This window comes from Muricoccus harenae (assembly GCF_009848505.1).
GTDB lineage: Bacteria > Pseudomonadota > Alphaproteobacteria > Acetobacterales > Acetobacteraceae > Roseomonas > Roseomonas harenae.
This window is the reverse complement of record NZ_WWDL01000001.1, coordinates 228,947-244,166: the sequence shown is the minus strand read 5'-3', so window position 1 is coordinate 244,166 and position 15,220 is coordinate 228,947. Positions and strand designations below refer to the sequence as shown.

Annotated in this window: 11 protein-coding genes; 5 read left to right on the top strand and 6 right to left on the bottom strand. The window is 70.8% G+C overall.

Annotated features, from left to right (window positions below):
• Positions 1–193 precede the first annotated feature (193 nt).
• Complete coding sequence (locus GSE44_RS01070) at positions 194–1,273, top strand: TRAP transporter substrate-binding protein (RefSeq protein WP_159346401.1); 1,080 nt, start codon at positions 194–196, stop codon at positions 1,271–1,273.
• Complete coding sequence (locus GSE44_RS01065) at positions 1,263–2,897, top strand: methyl-accepting chemotaxis protein (protein ID WP_159346399.1); 1,635 nt, start codon at positions 1,263–1,265, stop codon at positions 2,895–2,897. The genes GSE44_RS01070 and GSE44_RS01065 overlap by 11 nt, the downstream gene beginning before the upstream one ends.
• 14 nt (positions 2,898–2,911) lie before the next feature.
• On the opposite strand, the gene GSE44_RS01060 is transcribed toward GSE44_RS01065, so the two are convergent.
• Both GSE44_RS01060 and GSE44_RS01055 read right to left on the bottom strand, forming a co-directional pair.
• Complete coding sequence (locus GSE44_RS01060; RefSeq protein WP_159346397.1) at positions 2,912–4,255, bottom strand: glutamate--cysteine ligase; 1,344 nt, start codon at positions 4,253–4,255, stop codon at positions 2,912–2,914.
• A gap of 7 nt (positions 4,256–4,262) precedes the next feature.
• Positions 4,263–5,021: a 16S rRNA (uracil(1498)-N(3))-methyltransferase gene (locus GSE44_RS01055; protein WP_159346395.1), complete on the bottom strand. Its 759-nt coding sequence runs from the start codon at positions 5,019–5,021 to the stop codon at positions 4,263–4,265.
• Between GSE44_RS01055 and ubiA the strand changes: the two genes are divergently transcribed.
• From ubiA to GSE44_RS01040, 3 genes are all read left to right on the top strand, one after another.
• Positions 5,014–5,949: a 4-hydroxybenzoate octaprenyltransferase gene (gene ubiA, locus GSE44_RS01050; protein WP_159346393.1), complete on the top strand. Its 936-nt coding sequence runs from the start codon at positions 5,014–5,016 to the stop codon at positions 5,947–5,949. The genes GSE44_RS01055 and ubiA overlap by 8 nt on opposite strands.
• Positions 5,946–6,629 carry a class I SAM-dependent methyltransferase gene (locus tag GSE44_RS01045; RefSeq protein ID WP_159346391.1) on the top strand — a complete coding sequence of 228 codons (684 nt, stop codon included), beginning with the start codon at positions 5,946–5,948 and terminating at the stop codon, positions 6,627–6,629. The genes ubiA and GSE44_RS01045 overlap by 4 nt, the downstream gene beginning before the upstream one ends.
• A gap of 101 nt (positions 6,630–6,730) precedes the next feature.
• Positions 6,731–7,177: a response regulator gene (locus GSE44_RS01040; protein ID WP_159346388.1), complete on the top strand. Its 447-nt coding sequence runs from the start codon at positions 6,731–6,733 to the stop codon at positions 7,175–7,177.
• On the opposite strand, the gene GSE44_RS01035 is transcribed toward GSE44_RS01040, so the two are convergent.
• From GSE44_RS01035 to treZ, 4 genes are all read right to left on the bottom strand, one after another.
• On the bottom strand, positions 7,115–8,554 hold the full coding sequence (locus GSE44_RS01035; protein ID WP_159346386.1) for a sensor histidine kinase: 1,440 nt from the start codon (positions 8,552–8,554) through the stop codon (positions 7,115–7,117). The genes GSE44_RS01040 and GSE44_RS01035 overlap by 63 nt on opposite strands.
• A gap of 74 nt (positions 8,555–8,628) precedes the next feature.
• Positions 8,629–11,430 (bottom strand): malto-oligosyltrehalose synthase, encoded by a 2,802-nt coding sequence (treY, locus tag GSE44_RS01030; protein ID WP_159346384.1) that lies wholly within the window; start codon positions 11,428–11,430, stop codon positions 8,629–8,631.
• On the bottom strand, positions 11,430–13,463 hold the full coding sequence (gene malQ, locus GSE44_RS01025) for a 4-alpha-glucanotransferase (RefSeq protein WP_159346382.1): 2,034 nt from the start codon (positions 13,461–13,463) through the stop codon (positions 11,430–11,432). The genes treY and malQ overlap by 1 nt, the downstream gene beginning before the upstream one ends.
• The gene (gene treZ, locus GSE44_RS01020; RefSeq protein ID WP_235924482.1) at positions 13,460–15,214 is read right to left on the bottom strand and encodes a malto-oligosyltrehalose trehalohydrolase; all 1,755 of its coding nucleotides are present in this window, start codon (positions 15,212–15,214) and stop codon (positions 13,460–13,462) included. The genes malQ and treZ overlap by 4 nt, the downstream gene beginning before the upstream one ends.
• Positions 15,215–15,220: the final 6 nt, after the last annotated feature.

The following is a 15,220-nucleotide window of genomic DNA, read 5'->3' as shown; positions in this document are numbered from 1 at the left end:
GCTGGCGGGTTCGAAGTAGCGGAACATCGCGCCAGCCCTCCCGGTGCGGCGTCGCTGCAGGGGAATAGCCCCTGGCCGGCTGCGATCTTGGCGGGATATGTTGCCGGGCCGGTCTGGCCGCATCGGCGATTCCCGACCGGCTGGCGATACTCCGTCGATCCGGGTGGCGGCCGGCACGCGATTAGGACACCCGATGCCCGGCCGACTTCTTTGCCACGCGCTCAAACAATACGGTGCCGCGCTGCGCCTGGCGGCCATGGCGATGCTAGCCCTTCCCACCATGTCGGTCGCGGAGGAGCCCATCCACCTGCGGATCGTCGGCGGGCTCGCGAATGTCTCCCAATATGTCCGCCATGAGGAGCCGTTCTGGCGCAACCGCCTTCCGGCGCTGACGAACGGACGCGCGACGGCCGAGATCGTTCCCTCCGACCGCTCCGGCTTCCGGGCCGCGGAAATGCTGCAGCTCATCGGTGCCGGCACCGTGCCCTTCGGCACCGTGCTGCTCGCCCTCGCGGCAGTGGACGAACCGGAGTTCCAGGCGCTCGACCTGCCCCTGCAGAATCCGGATCTCGCCACGTTGCGCGAGACGGTGCGGCTGTACCGGCCGCATCTCCAGCGCATCCTGCAGGAGCGCTACGGCATCGAATTGCTGTCCATCTACACCTATCCCGCGCAGGTCACCTGGTGCCGCCGCCCCTTCGCGGGACTGGCGGATCTCGCGGGGCGCCGCATCCGCACCTCCTCCGTCGGTCAGATGGAAGTGTTCGAGGCGCTGGGCGCCACGCCGGTGGTCATTCCCTTCGCCGGAATCGTCCCGGCGATGCGCGACGGATCGGTGGAATGCGCCGTGACCGGCGCGCTGTCGGGCAATGCCATCGGGCTGCAGGAGGTGGCGACGCATGTGCAGGACATGGCGCTGAGCTGGGGCGTCTCGATGTTCGGCGCCAACCGCGCGGCCTGGAACGCCCTGCCGGAGGATGTCCGCAGCGGCATGCGGCGCGGCCTGGCCGAGTTGGAGGGCGCCATCTGGAGCGGCGTGGAGCAGGAGACGGTGGATGGGATCCAATGCGCCGCCGGGCGCCCCGCCTGCCCGGGCGGCCCGCAGGGCAAGGTGACGATCGTGCCGATGTCGCCGGAGGACGATGCCCGCCGCCGTGGCCTGCTCGTCTGGATGGTGCTGCCCCGCTGGATCGACCGCTGCGGGCCCGATTGCGCCGATGCCTGGAACCGCACCCTCGCCCCCTCCCTCGGCATCCAGGCCCATGCGCGCTGAGGTGGCGGAGGGCATGGCCCCGCAGACCGGAACGGTGCGGCGCGGCCGCCTGGGCGAATGGACCGGCCGGATCGGCACCCGTGCCGCCGGAATCGTGCTGCTGATGCTGCTGGTGCTCGGCGTGCTCGCCGGTGGCTCCGCGCTGATCGGCGCGCGCCAGTCGGGCATCATCGGCGAGCTGGGCGTGCACCAGCGCGGCCAGACCGAGGCGGTGGACGACTTCGCCACCAGCCTCTTCTCCTTCAGCGGCTTCCTGACCAACGTCATCCTCGGCGAGGTGCGGCCGGGCGTCGCGGCGCGGCGGGTGACGCGGCAGGTCGAGCTGCTGGTCGGCTATCACGATGCGCTGCTGGCGCGGATCGGGCCGCGGCTGGATCCGGTCCTCGTCAGCATCACGCGGGACATGATCGGGCGCATGCCGGCCCTGGGGCAGGAAATGCAGCAGGCCTTCGCCGCCGACCAGCGGGACCGCTACGGCGCGCTGAACGATGCCTGGCGGGTGCGCGCCGTCACCTTCAACAGCCTCGTCGGCGAGGCGCGGCGATTGGTGCGGGAGGACACGGCGCAGAACCTCGCCGAGGCAGGCCGCCTGTCCGACCAGGGGCGCTGGGTGAACATGGCGGGCCTCGCGCTCGGCCTGCTGGGGCTGCTGCTGACCTGGCTGGTGCTGGTGCGGCTCACCGCGCGGCCGCTGGGCGCCGTGGCGGGGGCGATGGAGCGGCTGGCGCATGGCCAGGCGGAGGCCGAGGTGCCCTGCACGGATCGCCGCGACCAGGTGGGCGAGATGGCGCGCGCCCTGCTGGTCTTCCGCGAGAACCTGCGCACCACGCAGCGCCTCGGCGAGCAGGCGCTGGACGGGGCGCGGCGCACCGCCATCGCCACCACCCAGGCCTCCCACGCCATCGGCCAGATCTCCGACGGCGCGATGACGCAGCTGGCCGAGCTGCGGCACCTGGGCGAGGCGCTGGAGCAGAGCAGCGAGGCCGTGCGCGAGGTTGGCCGCATCACCCTGGATTCGCATGAGCAGACCAAGGCCGCGCGCCGGTTGCTGGCCGAAAGCCTGCGCCGGATCGGGACGCTGCTGGAGGTGGTGGATGCGGTGGGCGAGGATACGGAACGGGTGACGCGCATCGCCGGCACCATCGGCAAGGTCGCGACCCAGACGAACATCCTGGCCATCAACGCCGCGATCGAGGCCGCACGCGCTGGCGAGCATGGCCGCGGCCTGGCGGTGGTGGCCGAGGAGGTGCGCATGCTGGCGGCGAACACCGAGGCACTGGCGCAGGAGATCGCCGATGTCGTGGTCCAGGCCGGCATCCGCGCGCGGGAGGGGCGGCAAAGCGCTGCCGCCGTCGGCACGGACATGGACGAGCTGGAGCGGGTGGTGGGGGAAAGCGCGCGGCTCTCCGGCGCCACGGCCATCGCCATGGAGCAGCAGGAGGCCACCGTCTCCAGCATTGCCGAGCGCGTGCAGGTGCTGACGCAGATCGGCCAGTCCAACGCCACCTCGGCCGAGGAGATCACCGTGACGATGATCGACCTCTCGCGCCTCGCGGATGAGACTCGAAGCGCGGTGGAAAGCGTGGCGGCGGAGAACCGGGAGAGCGCGGGCCCTCCCGGCTGAAGCTCAGGCGGCGATCACAGCTCCGCCTCGCCGAATACGCGCGACACGTCGCCGGCCCATTCCTCGGCGTTGCGGCGCAGCCAGTGGTCGGCCTGGGTTTCGCCGCTGGCGGCAATGCGCTCCAGCGGCGCGAGGAAGCGTTCCTCGCCATGGCCCCGTGCGCTCAGCCCGTCGCGGGCAATGGCGAGCACGTCCCGCGCTACCTCATGCAGCGGCACGCCGCCGATCATCGTATCCAGCGCCCGCCTCGGCACGTCGGCGCGCAGTGCCTGCAACTGGGCCACGGACCAGCCGCGCACGAGGCTGGCCGCGGCCTTCTGCGCCGCATCGTCATAGAGCAGCCCGACCCAGAAGGCGGGCAGCGCCGTGACCATGGCGGCCGATCCCATATCCGCCCCGCGCATCTCCAGGAAGCGCTTGAGACGGACATCGGTGAAGACCGTCGTCACATGGTCCGCCCAGTCGCCCATGGTGGCGCGAATGGAGGCATCGCTCGGCAGGCCATTGGCCATGAAGTCGCGGAAGGTGGTGCCCGTCGCATCCACGAAGCGGCCTTCGCGCATGACGAAATACATCGGCACGTCGAGCACCCAGTCGGAGAAGCGCTCGAAGCCGAAGCCATCCTCGAAGGCCACGGCGGGAATGCCGGTGCGGTCCGGGTCGGTGCGGGTCCAGACCAGGCCGCGCAGGGTGCGGTATTCCGTGGCCTCGCCCTCGCGGAAGGGCGAGTTGGCGAAAAGGGCCGTCGCAAGGGGCTGCAAGGCGAGGGAGATGCGGAGCTTCTCCACCATGTCCGCCTCGTCGCCGAAGTCGAGATTGGCCTGCACCGTCGCCGTGCGCAGCATCATGTCGAGGCCCATGTCGCCCACGCGCGGCATGTAGTTCCGCATGATGGCGTAGCGGGTCTTGGGCATCCAGGGCATGGCCTCCCGCGTCGCCATCGGGTGGAAGCCCAGCCCCGCGAAGCCGATGCCCAGCGGCTCCGCCACCTCGCGCAGGTCGCGCAGGTGGTCGTCCAGCTCCGCCTCGGTCTCGCCGATCGTGGCGACGGGGGCACCGGACAGCTCGAACTGGCCGCCGGGCTCCAGGCTGACGCTCGCCGCGCCACGCTTCAGCCCGATCAGCTTGCCGGTGTCCTCGATCCGCTCCCAGCCCTTCGCCGTCAGCCCCTCCAGCAGAGCCGCGATGCCGGCGGGCTCATAGGGGGGTGGGGTGTGGCCCTCGCGGCGGAAGCCGATCTTCTCGTGCTCGGTGCCGACCCGCCATTGGTCCCGCGGCTTGCTGCCGGCCGCGAACCAGCCGGCGAGGTCACGCACGGAGTGGATCGGCGTGAGATCGGCCTCGCCAGGATTCGACATGCTGTTGCTACTCGCCCATTCCGTTTGTTGGGCTGTGGTGGGCCCAGTCGCCGCGGATCGCCTGGACCACCGCCAGGGCCGAAACCGCCGCCGTCTCCGCCCGCAGGATTCGAGGGCCGAGGCCAGCCATCGCAACAAAGGGATACCGTGCCAGGGCGTCAAGTTCCGGTCCCGTGAAGCCTCCCTCCGGACCGACCAGCAGGGCCGGCATCGGGCCGGGCGGGTCGGCCTCCAGGCGGGCGGCGAGCGGGGCGGCCCCGCGCCGCTCGGCAGCCACGATGAGGGGGGTGGCGGCGTTCCAGCCGTCCAGCGCGGCGTAGAGCGGCATGGCCTCGGCCAGTTCCGGCACGTCCAGCCTCTCGCATTGCTCGGCGGCCTCACGGGCGATGAGGGAGAGGCGGGCACGGTTCACCCGGTCCGGCACGGCACGGGTCGTGAGCACCGGGCGGATGGCGCGGGCACCCAGCTCGGTCGCCTTCTCCACCACCCATTCCATCGCTTCCCGCTTCAGGGCGGCGACCAGCAGGATGGGGCCGCCCGCGGGTGGCTGGGGGCGGAGCAGGGCTTCGGGCACCAGGGCCGCTTCGTCCTTGCGGATGGAGGTGATGCGCCCGCGCCACTCCCCGTCGCGCCCGTTGAACAGGGTGACGGCGTCCCCCTCCTTCTTCCGCATCACCGCGCCGAGATAGCGGCCCTGGCCCGGGGCGGCGGGGATGGCGGTCGCTTCGCGGAGGTCGTGGTCTGTAAAGAGGCGCGGGATGGACACGGGCGATGATCCGTCGGACAGGAAGGCCGTGGCTCCTTACACCGATATTCGCCGAGAAGGCCTCTCCGGCTGGCTGCCGCCCGCGCTGCTCCCCTATGCGCTGCTGATGCGGCTGGACCGGCCGATCGGCTCCTGGCTGCTCTTCCTTCCCGGCCTCTGGGCCTTCGCCGCCGTGGCGCCCTCCTGGGGGCGGGGGCTGTGGCTGGTGCTGCTGTTCGGGGTCGGGGCCGTGGTGATGCGCGGCGCGGGCTGCGTGGTAAACGACCTGTGGGACCGCGACCTGGACCGGCAGGTGGAGCGCACCACCGGCCGCCCCCTGGCCTCGGGCGCCGTCACCACGCGGCAGGCCCTCGCCTTCCTGGTCGGGCTGTCGCTGCTCGGGCTGGTGATCCTGCTGCAACTGCCGCCGGCGGCCATCTGGCTCGGCGTGGCCTCGCTGCTGCCGATCGTCCTCTACCCGCTGGCGAAGCGGGTGACGGACTGGCCACAGGCCATGCTGGGCATCGTCTTCACCTGGGCGGCGCCGATGGGCTGGGCTGCCAGCACCGGGGCGCTGGGGGCCCCTGCCCTGCTGCTCTGGGCCGCCGGGTTCTTCTGGACCCTGGCCTATGACACGATCTACGCGCATCAGGACCGGGAGGACGATGCGCTGGTCGGCAACCGCTCCTCCGCCCTGACACTCGGCGAGCGGACGCGGCCCTTCCTCGTCATCGCCTATGGGCTCGTCATCCTTCTCTTGGCGGCGGCCGGGCTGCTGGCCGGACTGGCCCCCCTTTTCCTCGCCGGGCTGGCGCTGCCGGCCGCGCATTTCGCCTGGCAGGTGCGGCGGCTGGACATCCATGACCCGGGCCTGTGCCTGCGCCTCTTCAAGTCGAACCGTGATGCCGGGCTGCTGATCGCGCTGGCGCTGCTCCTGGGCCGCCTGTGACGGGGGCAACTTCCCCAGGCCTTCCCCCGAGGACCGGCGCCGCGGCGGATGCCTTCGTCGCCGCGAACACCACCATCGCCCGCCCCGCTCTGGTGCCCGAGATCCCGCTGCATCTCGCCACCGAGATCACTCCCATCTGGCAGGCCACCGAGGCATGGCTGGGGGAACAGGGGATCGAGCCGCCCTTCTGGGCCTTCGCCTGGCCCGGCAGCCAGGCCCTTGCCCGCTGGGTGCTGGACGATCCCTCGCGCGTGGCCGGACGGCGCGTGCTGGATTTCGCCGCCGGCGGCGGGCTGGCCGCCATCGCCGCCGCCCTGGCCGGCGCCGCCACGGTGGAGGCCGCGGAGATCGACCCGCTGGCCCATGCGGCCACGCGGCTGAACGCGCGGCTGAACGGCGTGCGGGTGGACGAGGCACCGGGTGACGTGGTGGGCACTGCGAACCGCTGGGACACGGTGCTGGCCGGGGATGTCTGCTACGAGGCGCCGATGACCCGGCACATCATGCCCTGGCTGCGCCGGCTGGCCGCGGCAGGGGCGGAGGTCATCCTGGCTGATCCGGGCCGCGCCTATGTCCCGCGCGAGGGGCTGGCATCCGCCGCCCGTTTCCAGGTTCCGGTGACACGGGAGCTGGAGGACCGGGAGGAGCGCGAGGTGATCCTGTACCGCGTCACGGGCTGATGCGCCGAAGACACGGTGCAGGGTAACGCGTGCCGCGCGGGGAAACCTCCGGCTCCGCCACCAGTTTCTGCCAGGTTCTTCCCAGCGGATGTCCCTCGTCTATGTCGCAGCGTGTCCTGATCGTTGAGAACGAAGCTCTGATTGCCCTCGACCTCAGTTACAAGCTCGAAGCGCTCGGCCATGAGGTGGTCGCAACCGCCGCGGAGTCTGCAAAGGCCCTGGAGGCGGCAGCGCAGGGCATCGACCTCGCCCTGGTGGACCTGGACCTGCGGGACGGCCTCACGGGCCCCCGGCTGGGCGAGGCTCTGGCGCGGAAATGGGGGGCGGCCGTGATCTATCTCACCGCCATGCCCTACCAGATCGGCCCTGGGATCACCGGACCGGTCGGGATCCTCTCCAAGCCCTTCACCGATGCCGCGCTCGCCCAGGCGGTGGGCTTCGCCATCTCGCTGCGCGCGGGGCGCTCCGCGGTCCCTCCCTCCGAGCTACGGCTCCTGTCCGATGCGGCGGCGGCGGTTCAGGGCGTCCGGCGGGAGGCGTGCCTCTAGTTCCAGCCCCTCGGGCGGCCAGTGCCTTGTGACGGTGCCGCCGAGCTGGCCCTGGGTACTGAGCATGGCGAGGCGGGTTCCGAAGCCCTCCCGCTCGGGCGGGCCAGCGAGGACTGGTCCGCCCCGTTCCTGCCAGCGCAGGATCACCGCCTCCTCATCCCGCGCCACCGTGATGAACACGCGCCCGCCAGAGAGAGACAGGGCGCCGTATTTGGCCGCATTCGTCCCTAGCTCATGGAAGAGCAGCGCAAGGGGCGTAGCAGCGGAATCGTCGAAGGTCTGGTCCTCGCCCTCGATCACGATGCGCTCCTCCTGTCCGCTCGTTGGGGCATAGGCGGAGAGCAGGTCGCGCAGGAAGTCAAACAGGGTGGTCCGGCCGGCCGCCAGGTGGCCGTTCCTGCTATGCGGGCGGGCGAAATCATGGGCACGGGCCATCGCGTTGATCCGCCCGCGCAATTCCTCGGCGAAGGGAACCGCCTCCGGGTGGCCACGGGCCGAGAGGGAGATGAGCGAGGCCATGACCGAGAAGATGTTCTTGATCCGGTGGCTCAGCTCATGGCTGAGCACCTCGCGCTCCTCGGCGAGGAGCCGGAGGTCGTGGATATCGGTGCAGGTGCCGAACCAGCGCGTGATCTGCCCCTGCGAATCCCGCACCGGCAGGGCCCGGGCCAGGAACCAGCGCCAGGAGCCATCGGCCATGCGGAGGCGGTACTCCACCTCATAGGGCGCGCCTGTGGCCAGGGAATTGCGCCAGCGCTCGCCCGCAACCGGCCGGTCGTCCGGATGGACGACCCGGGACCAGGAGTCGCCATCCGTCGCCCCCTCCACCATGCCGGTCAGATCGTACCAGCGGCGGTTGAAGTAGTCGTGGTGGCCATTGGGCAGGGTGGACCAGACGGCCTGCGGCATGGTGTCGGCGATGGCGCGGAAGCGGGTATCGCTCTCACGCAGGGCGGCCTCGGTGTCCTTCTGCTCGGAAATGTCCAGCGCCACCCCTGCCAGGCGGGTGGCGGTGCCGGACTCGTTCCGCAGCACCCTGCCGCGCAGCAGCACCCAGACGAAATCCCTGCCTGGCGGCCAGACGCGATAGGCGATGTTCAGCGCCGCGCGACCGGCCAGAGCCGCGGCCAGCGCCCGGTCCAGCGCCGGGCGATCCTTCGGCACCACATGGGCAAGAAGGACGGGGCCGGGCGCGCCCCGCTCGCCGAGAGCCGGGTCCATGCCATGCAGGGTGCAGGCGCGGGCATCGCCATGGATGAGGTTGGTCTCCGCATCCCAGTCCCAGGCCCCCGCGATGCCCGAAGCCTCGAGCGCCAGGGCGAGGCGCTCCTCGGCCCAGGTGCGACGCGCGGCGACGGTGGAAGGGGTGGCAGACAAGCGGTGTTCCGACGCGGTGTCAGAGGAGCTTAACGCCATGCCGGAGGCAGGACGTCAAATGCTCAGGTTAATCCTCATTCCGCCGCTACAAGGGCCACCGGCAGGCCCGCCAGCAGTCTGGCCGCCGCCAGGCGCTCGCCGCCCATGGCCTTTCCTTCGCCGAGGGCATCGCGGAAGGACAACCCGGACAAGGCAGGTGGGAGGATCAGGGCGGTGTCGCCCCAGGCCTCGGGCGAGAGGAGGGGCTGGTTTCCCTCCCCCAGCAGCTTCGCCGGCAGGCGGGTGACGGCGGTGATGCTGGCGGCATCGCCCAGGCGCCGCGCGAAGGCGAGGATATGCGGCGCCATTTTCCCCTCCGCCTCCAGGGGGATGTACTCGCCCTCCGCGAATAGCGCCGGAAGCCGGGTGCGCAGGGCCAGGGCACGGGCGAGGATCGCGGCCTTCACTCGCCCGTCCTTCCAATGCGGCAGCAGGGCGGCCGGGGCCTCCCCTGCCTCCAGCGCTGCCTTGCGTGCCTCGAAGTCCACGGGGCGCCGGTTATCGGGATCGACCAGTGAGAAGTCCCAGAACTCGGTGCCCTGGTAGAGGTCTGGAATGCCTGGCGCGGTACAGCGGATCAGCGTCTGGGCCAAGCCATTGGCCGCGCCGGCAGGGGAGAGGCGCTGCACGAGGCTGGCCACCTCCTCCCGCAGGCGGGAGGGGCGGTCGGCGGCCAGGATGGCGGTGAGGAAATCGCGGCAGGCCGCCTCATAGGGCTCGTTCGGCACCGCCCATTCGGAACGGCGTTTGCCCTCGCGCAACGCCTTCTCCTGCCAGGCGGCGAGGCGGGCGATCAGCGTCTCAACGCCCTTCTCATCCGCCGGATCGAGCTCCAGCGGCCAGGCGCCGATCAATGACTGGTACAGCATGATCTCGTCGGCGGCGTCCGGCGCGGGATCGCCATCCACCTCCTTCTTCAGCACCGCGTTCAGCCGCGTCCAGCGCGTGAGGGTGTTCGCCCATTCCTCGGGAAGCTCGGACAGCACCGCGAGCCGCGCGCGCGTGTCCTCGCCGCGCTTGTGATCATGGGTGGCGGTGGCCAGCAGTTCGCGCGGGAAATACTTCGCGCGCTCGCGGCAGGTCGCATGGAAGGCGGCGGGGGTGATGGCGAAATGCGAAGGCTCGGAGCCCACCTCGTTGCGCGAGATCAGGCGGCCGTAGCGGTAGAAGGCCGTGTCCTCCACGGATTTGGCGGCAACGGGAGCGGAAAGTTGCTGGAAGCGTACGGCGGCCCGCTGCCGCTCGCGCCGTTGGGCATGCGGCAGGCTGCGCGGCGGATCGCCGCCGAGCCAGGAATCCAGCAGCTCCAGCAACGGGCGCTCGGTGGCGCGCACCGTGCGGCGCGCGCCTGCCATGGCCCAGTCCAGCAGGCGCCGATCGGCCTCGCTGCGCCCGGCAATGCCGAGATAGGAGCGGTAGGCCGGGAAATGCACCAGCACCTCGGTCAGCGCGCGGCGGATGGCGGTCAGAGTGAAATCGCGCGTCGCGAAGTCGCGCATGGCGATGCGCTGCAGCGCGACGGATGTGCCGTTCAGTTCTGATGCCAAGTTGTAGCGCAGGATCTGGCGCCGGGCCTCGCGCGCCTCCTCGCCAAAGTCGCGCGGACGGTCGGTCTGGAGATGCCAGATTTCCGCCAGCGGCTCCGCGCCCGCGGGGTCGTGCAGGACGGCGGAGACTTCGTCCATGAAGTTGTAGCCGGTGGTGCCGTCCACAAACCAGTCGCGGCGCAGCTTTTCATGCGGCGCAAGGATCTTTTCGACCAGTAGCAGCGGCTTGCCCTTCGGCGCATCGGCCGGGCGCTTCGCCTCCAACGCCTGCAGGCGCCGTCGCAGCTTGCGGCAATAGCCGCGCGGATCGGCAAGCCCGTCCACATGGTCCACGCGCACGCCGTCGATCAGCCCTTCCGCGAAGAGACGGAAGATGAGCGCATGCGTCGCCTCGAAGACGCTGGGCCGCTCCACCTGCAGCCCACCGAGGGAGGTGACGTCGAAGAAGCGGCGCCAGTTGATCTCATCCGTCGCGGCGCGCCACCAGGCGAGGCGGTAGTTCTGTTCCTCCAGCAACGCGTGCAGCCGGGCGCGTCCGGCCTCATCCTTCGGATCATGGGCCGCGATCACCGCATCGATCTGCGCGCGGCCGTCAAGGCTGCTGGCGGCGTGCTGCGCCAGCATGTCGAGCGCGAGGCCCGCGGCGGCGCGCGTGGCGTCGCGGTTGCCGCTGCGATCCAGGGAACGGAAGATCTGGGCGATGCCGATCAGCTTCGCCTCATGCGTTGCCGAAAGCAGCGTCGCATAGCTTCGCGGCGCGAGCGGGAAGCGGTGCTCGAAGTACTGGGCGTAGACCTTGCCGCTCTCCGGCTCGAAATGCAGAGCGAGATCGCCGGATTCGAGCACGGTGCCATAGGGGCCGCCGAGGAAGGGCGCGAGCATCCGGTCCTGCAGCGCAGGATCGGGCGGGTTCCAGTCGATGTCGAAGAAATGCGCGAAGGGCGACTGGCGCCCCCATTCCAGCACGTCCAGCCACCAACCGTTATCGGAACCGCCCACGCCCATGTGGTTCGGCACGATGTCGAGGATGAGGCCCATGTCATGGGCGCGCAACGCGGCGACGAGACGCTGCAGCGCATCCTCCCCGCCCAGTTCCGGGTTGATGCGCTCCGGGTCCACGATGTCGTAGCCATGCGTCGACCCGGTGCGCGCCTTCAGGATCGGCGACGCGTAGAGATGGCTGATCCCGAGCTTCCGGAAATACGGCACCAGCGGCACCGCCGCATCCAGCGGGAAATCCTTGTGGAACTGGAGCCGGGCCGTGGCGCGCGGCGTGGCGGGGGCAGGCATCAGCGGGCCTCGGAGAATGCGCGCAGGCGCGCCGCGGTATCGGGCGCGTCTAGCAGGGTGGTGGCTTCGCCCGGCAGGCGGCGGCGCCAGTTGGGATGGCCATCGGTGGTGCCGGGCAGGTTCGGCGCCTCCTCCAGCGCCATCGCGTCCTCCAGCGGGAGCAGAGCCAGGGCGCAGGCGGCGGAGGCGACATGGCGCGCCGCGACGGTCGCGACCTCGGCCCCCTGTTCCTCACCGAGCATGTCGCCCTGCGCCGCGCCGCTGGCGCGCATGGCATCCCAGAGATTGGCGCGGTCCCGCGCGCGCTCCTCCCGCTGCTCGCTGCCATCGGCGCCTTCACCCAGGCGGCCGAGCTTCACGCGCCAATCGATGTCGCGTCCCTTCCACCAGCCCGCGACGGTGGGCAGGTCATGGGTGGTGGTGACGGCCACGGCGCCCGGAGACCACTGCGCGGGCGGGGTGAAGCGGCCATCCTTTCCTTGCTCGAAATACAGCACGCGCAGGCCCATCACGCCCGTCTCATCCAGCCGGTCGCGGAAGCCTTCGGGAAGGGTGCCGAGGTCCTCGCCTACCACGATGGCCTCGTTCCGCCGCGATTCAAGCGCGACGAGGCGCAGCATGTCCTGCACGGGGAAGTGAAGATAGGCGCCCTGTGTTGCATCCTGCCCCTCCGGCACGAGCCAGAGGCGCGCCAGGCCCATCGCATGGTCGATTCGCACGCCGCCTGCATGGCGCATGGCCGCGCGCAACATCTCGAGGAAGGCAGCGTAACCGCCTTTCCGCAACCCGCGTGGCGAGAAGGCCGCGATGCCCCAGGACTGGCCGAGCGGCGAGAAGATGTCGGGCGGCGCGCCGACGCCGACGCCGGACAGGATCTGGTCCTGCCGCGACCAGCCATGGCTGCCGCCGCCATCCGTGCCCACCGCGAGATCGGCGATCAGCCCGATCTTCGCGCCTGCGTCCTTGAACCCCGCCTGAGCGGCGCCGAGCCCGCGATCCGCGAGCCATTGCAGGAAGGCGTGGAAGGCCACCTCGCGCTCATGCTCCCGCGCGAAGCCGGCGACGCCGGGTGCCTGGGGCGTGCGGAACTCCTCCGGCCAGTTCCTCCAGTGCCAGAGCGACGGGTCACGGCCATAGAGGGCGGCATGCAGCGCCTCGAAGCGGGCATGGCTTTCCAGCGCCTCGCCACCCTCGGCACGGAAGCGGTCGAACTCGGCGGTGCCGGCGAAACGGTCGAAGATGGCGCGGAACAGGCGGAGCCGCAGCCGCGAGGCGGCGGGCCAATCCACGAGGTCCAGCGCCTCCAGCCGCGCGAACTCATCGGCCAGCCCGGTTTCGGCGAGCGCCGCGCGCAGCGTATCCGCGCCGAGTGCTGCGGGATCGGCATGCAGCACGTTGAGGAACAGGCGCGAGGAGGGCGCGTAGGGCGAGAAGCGCTCGAGATCGGCCGAGAACTGCGCATGCACCGGCGAGATGGCGATGGCATCCGCCCCATGCCGCGCCGCGGAGCCGGCCAGCTGCGAGAGGCCGGTGAAATCCCCGATCCCGCCATCGCCCTTGCGACGCGGCGAGTAGAGTTGCACCGCCAGCCCCCATGGCCGCGTGCCCGGGGCGATGCCGTGGCAGCGTTGCGGGCAGACGGCGAGGGTCGTCTCATGCCCGGCGATCTCCAGCCGGTGGTATCCTACCTCGCTCACGGGCGGCAGGGTGCAGAGGCCGTCCTGCTGCCAAGCACGGCCCTCCCGCGTTTCGCCACTTTCCAGCCGCAGGCGGAAACCGGGCTCTCCCGGCAGGCCGAGCAGGACGGGGCGGTCCGCGATGGCCGTGCACAGCGATGGCAGGCCGCGCTCGCCTTCTCGCAGTTTCTCGCCGCTTTCCCGGATCTCTGCCTCGCTGCCCGCCGGCAGTTCCAGGGCCGTCAGGATCGCCCGCATGGCATCCGGGCCGACGGTGTTGTCGCGTCCGTTCACATCCCGCCATTCCACCGCGATGCCGGCGGCCTGGGCAAGATCGCGGAGGTCGTGGTCGCTCATCGTGTGGTCGGATCCAGCAGGGCGATGGTGGTGTGCGGCGGCAAGGTGCCGGCGGCCAGGGAGGCGGCGGCGCCGGAAGCGCTCTCGAACAGAATGCGGGCACCTTGCGCCATAACCTGTGCTGGCCCGGCTCCGAGATTCGTGGCGATGGTCAGCACCGCGCCATCCCCCATGCGCCAGCGCGCGAGCACCGCGGCCTCGCCCACGGCTTCGGCGCCCTGGGCCATGGCGCCCTGCAGCCGGGGGATGATCTCGGCACGGCGGATCGCCAGCAACGCCTTGTGATGCGCGAGGATGGCGTCGTGCGGCGGGCGCCCGGCCTCGGCGAAATCAGGGCGGGAGCGTTCGAAGGTGGCCGGGTCATTCGGATCGGGGATGAGCTCGCGCGCGGCTTCGTCCTGGAAGGCAGCGAAATGGGCGAATTCCTTGCGCCGCCCCTCGCGCACCGCCTTGGCCAGTTCCGGATCGCGGAAGCCGGTGAAGAACAGGAACGGCACGGTGGCACCCCATTCCTCGCCCATGAAAAGCATCGGGATCTGCGGGCAGAGCAGCAGCAGCGCCGTCGCCGCACGCAGCGCCGCGGGATCGGCCAGGGCGTTCAGCCGCTCCCCCATGGCGCGGTTGCCGACCTGGTCGTGGTTCTGCAGGAAGAGCACGAAGGCGGTGGGCGGCAGATGTGCGGAAGGCTCGCCGCGCGGGCGGTGGAGATGCGGCATCTCCTCGCCCTGGAACAGGAAGCCCTCGCCCAGCACGCGCGCGAGCTTCTTCGCGCCGTTATCGGCGAAGTCCTCGTAATACCCCTCCCGCTCGCCGGTCAGCAGCGGGTGGAGGGTGTTGTGCCCGTCATCGTTCCACTGCGCGTCATAGAGGCCGGGGGTGAGCTTGGACGCCGTGTTGCCCTCGTTCTCCAGCACGAGGTGAACCTCGCGCCCCGTGATCTCCGAGCGGATGCGGCGGGCCAGCACGTCCAGCCAGGACTGGTCGGCGATGGCATGCACGGCATCAAGCCGCAGCCCGTCGATGCGGTAGTCGCGCAGCCACATGAGCGCGCATTCCTCGAAATAGGCGCGCACGGGCGGCTTCTTGAAGTCGATCGCGGCACCCCAGGGCGTGTGGATGCCTTCGTCGAAGAAGGGCTTGGCATAGGCGTGCAGATAGGCGCCGTCCGGCCCGAAATGATTGAAGACGCAGTCGAGGAAAATGGAGAGGCCGAGCCCATGCGCCTCGTCCACCAGCGCCTTCAGCTCATCCGGCGTGCCGTAGCTCGGATCGGGGGTGAAGGGCTGCACGCCGTCATAGCCCCAGTTGCGGCCGCCGGGGAACGCGGCCAGGGGCATCAGCTCCACGGCGGTGATGCCGAGGTCGCGTAGCCGCGGCAGCAGGGCGCGCACCCCGGCATAGCCGCCGCAGGCGCCCACATGCAGCTCATAGAGCACCGTCTCATGCCAGGGACGCCCACGCCATTCGGTGTTGCGCCACTGGTAGCTGCCTTGATCGATCAGCACGGAGGCGCCATGCACGTCCTCCGCCTGCGCGCGGGCGGCGGGATCGGGCACCAGCAGATCGGCTGAGACGCGGAAGCGATAGCGCGCCCCGGGCTTTGCGGGGGCATCGGCGGCATACCACCCCTCCCCCACGGCTTGCATGGGGATGGGCTCCATCCCCTCCACCTCCAGCGACACCGCCTCGCTGGATGGTGCCCAGAGCCGGAATGTCACACCGTTCTCACGCAGTACCGGACCCCAGAGCATCTCCGT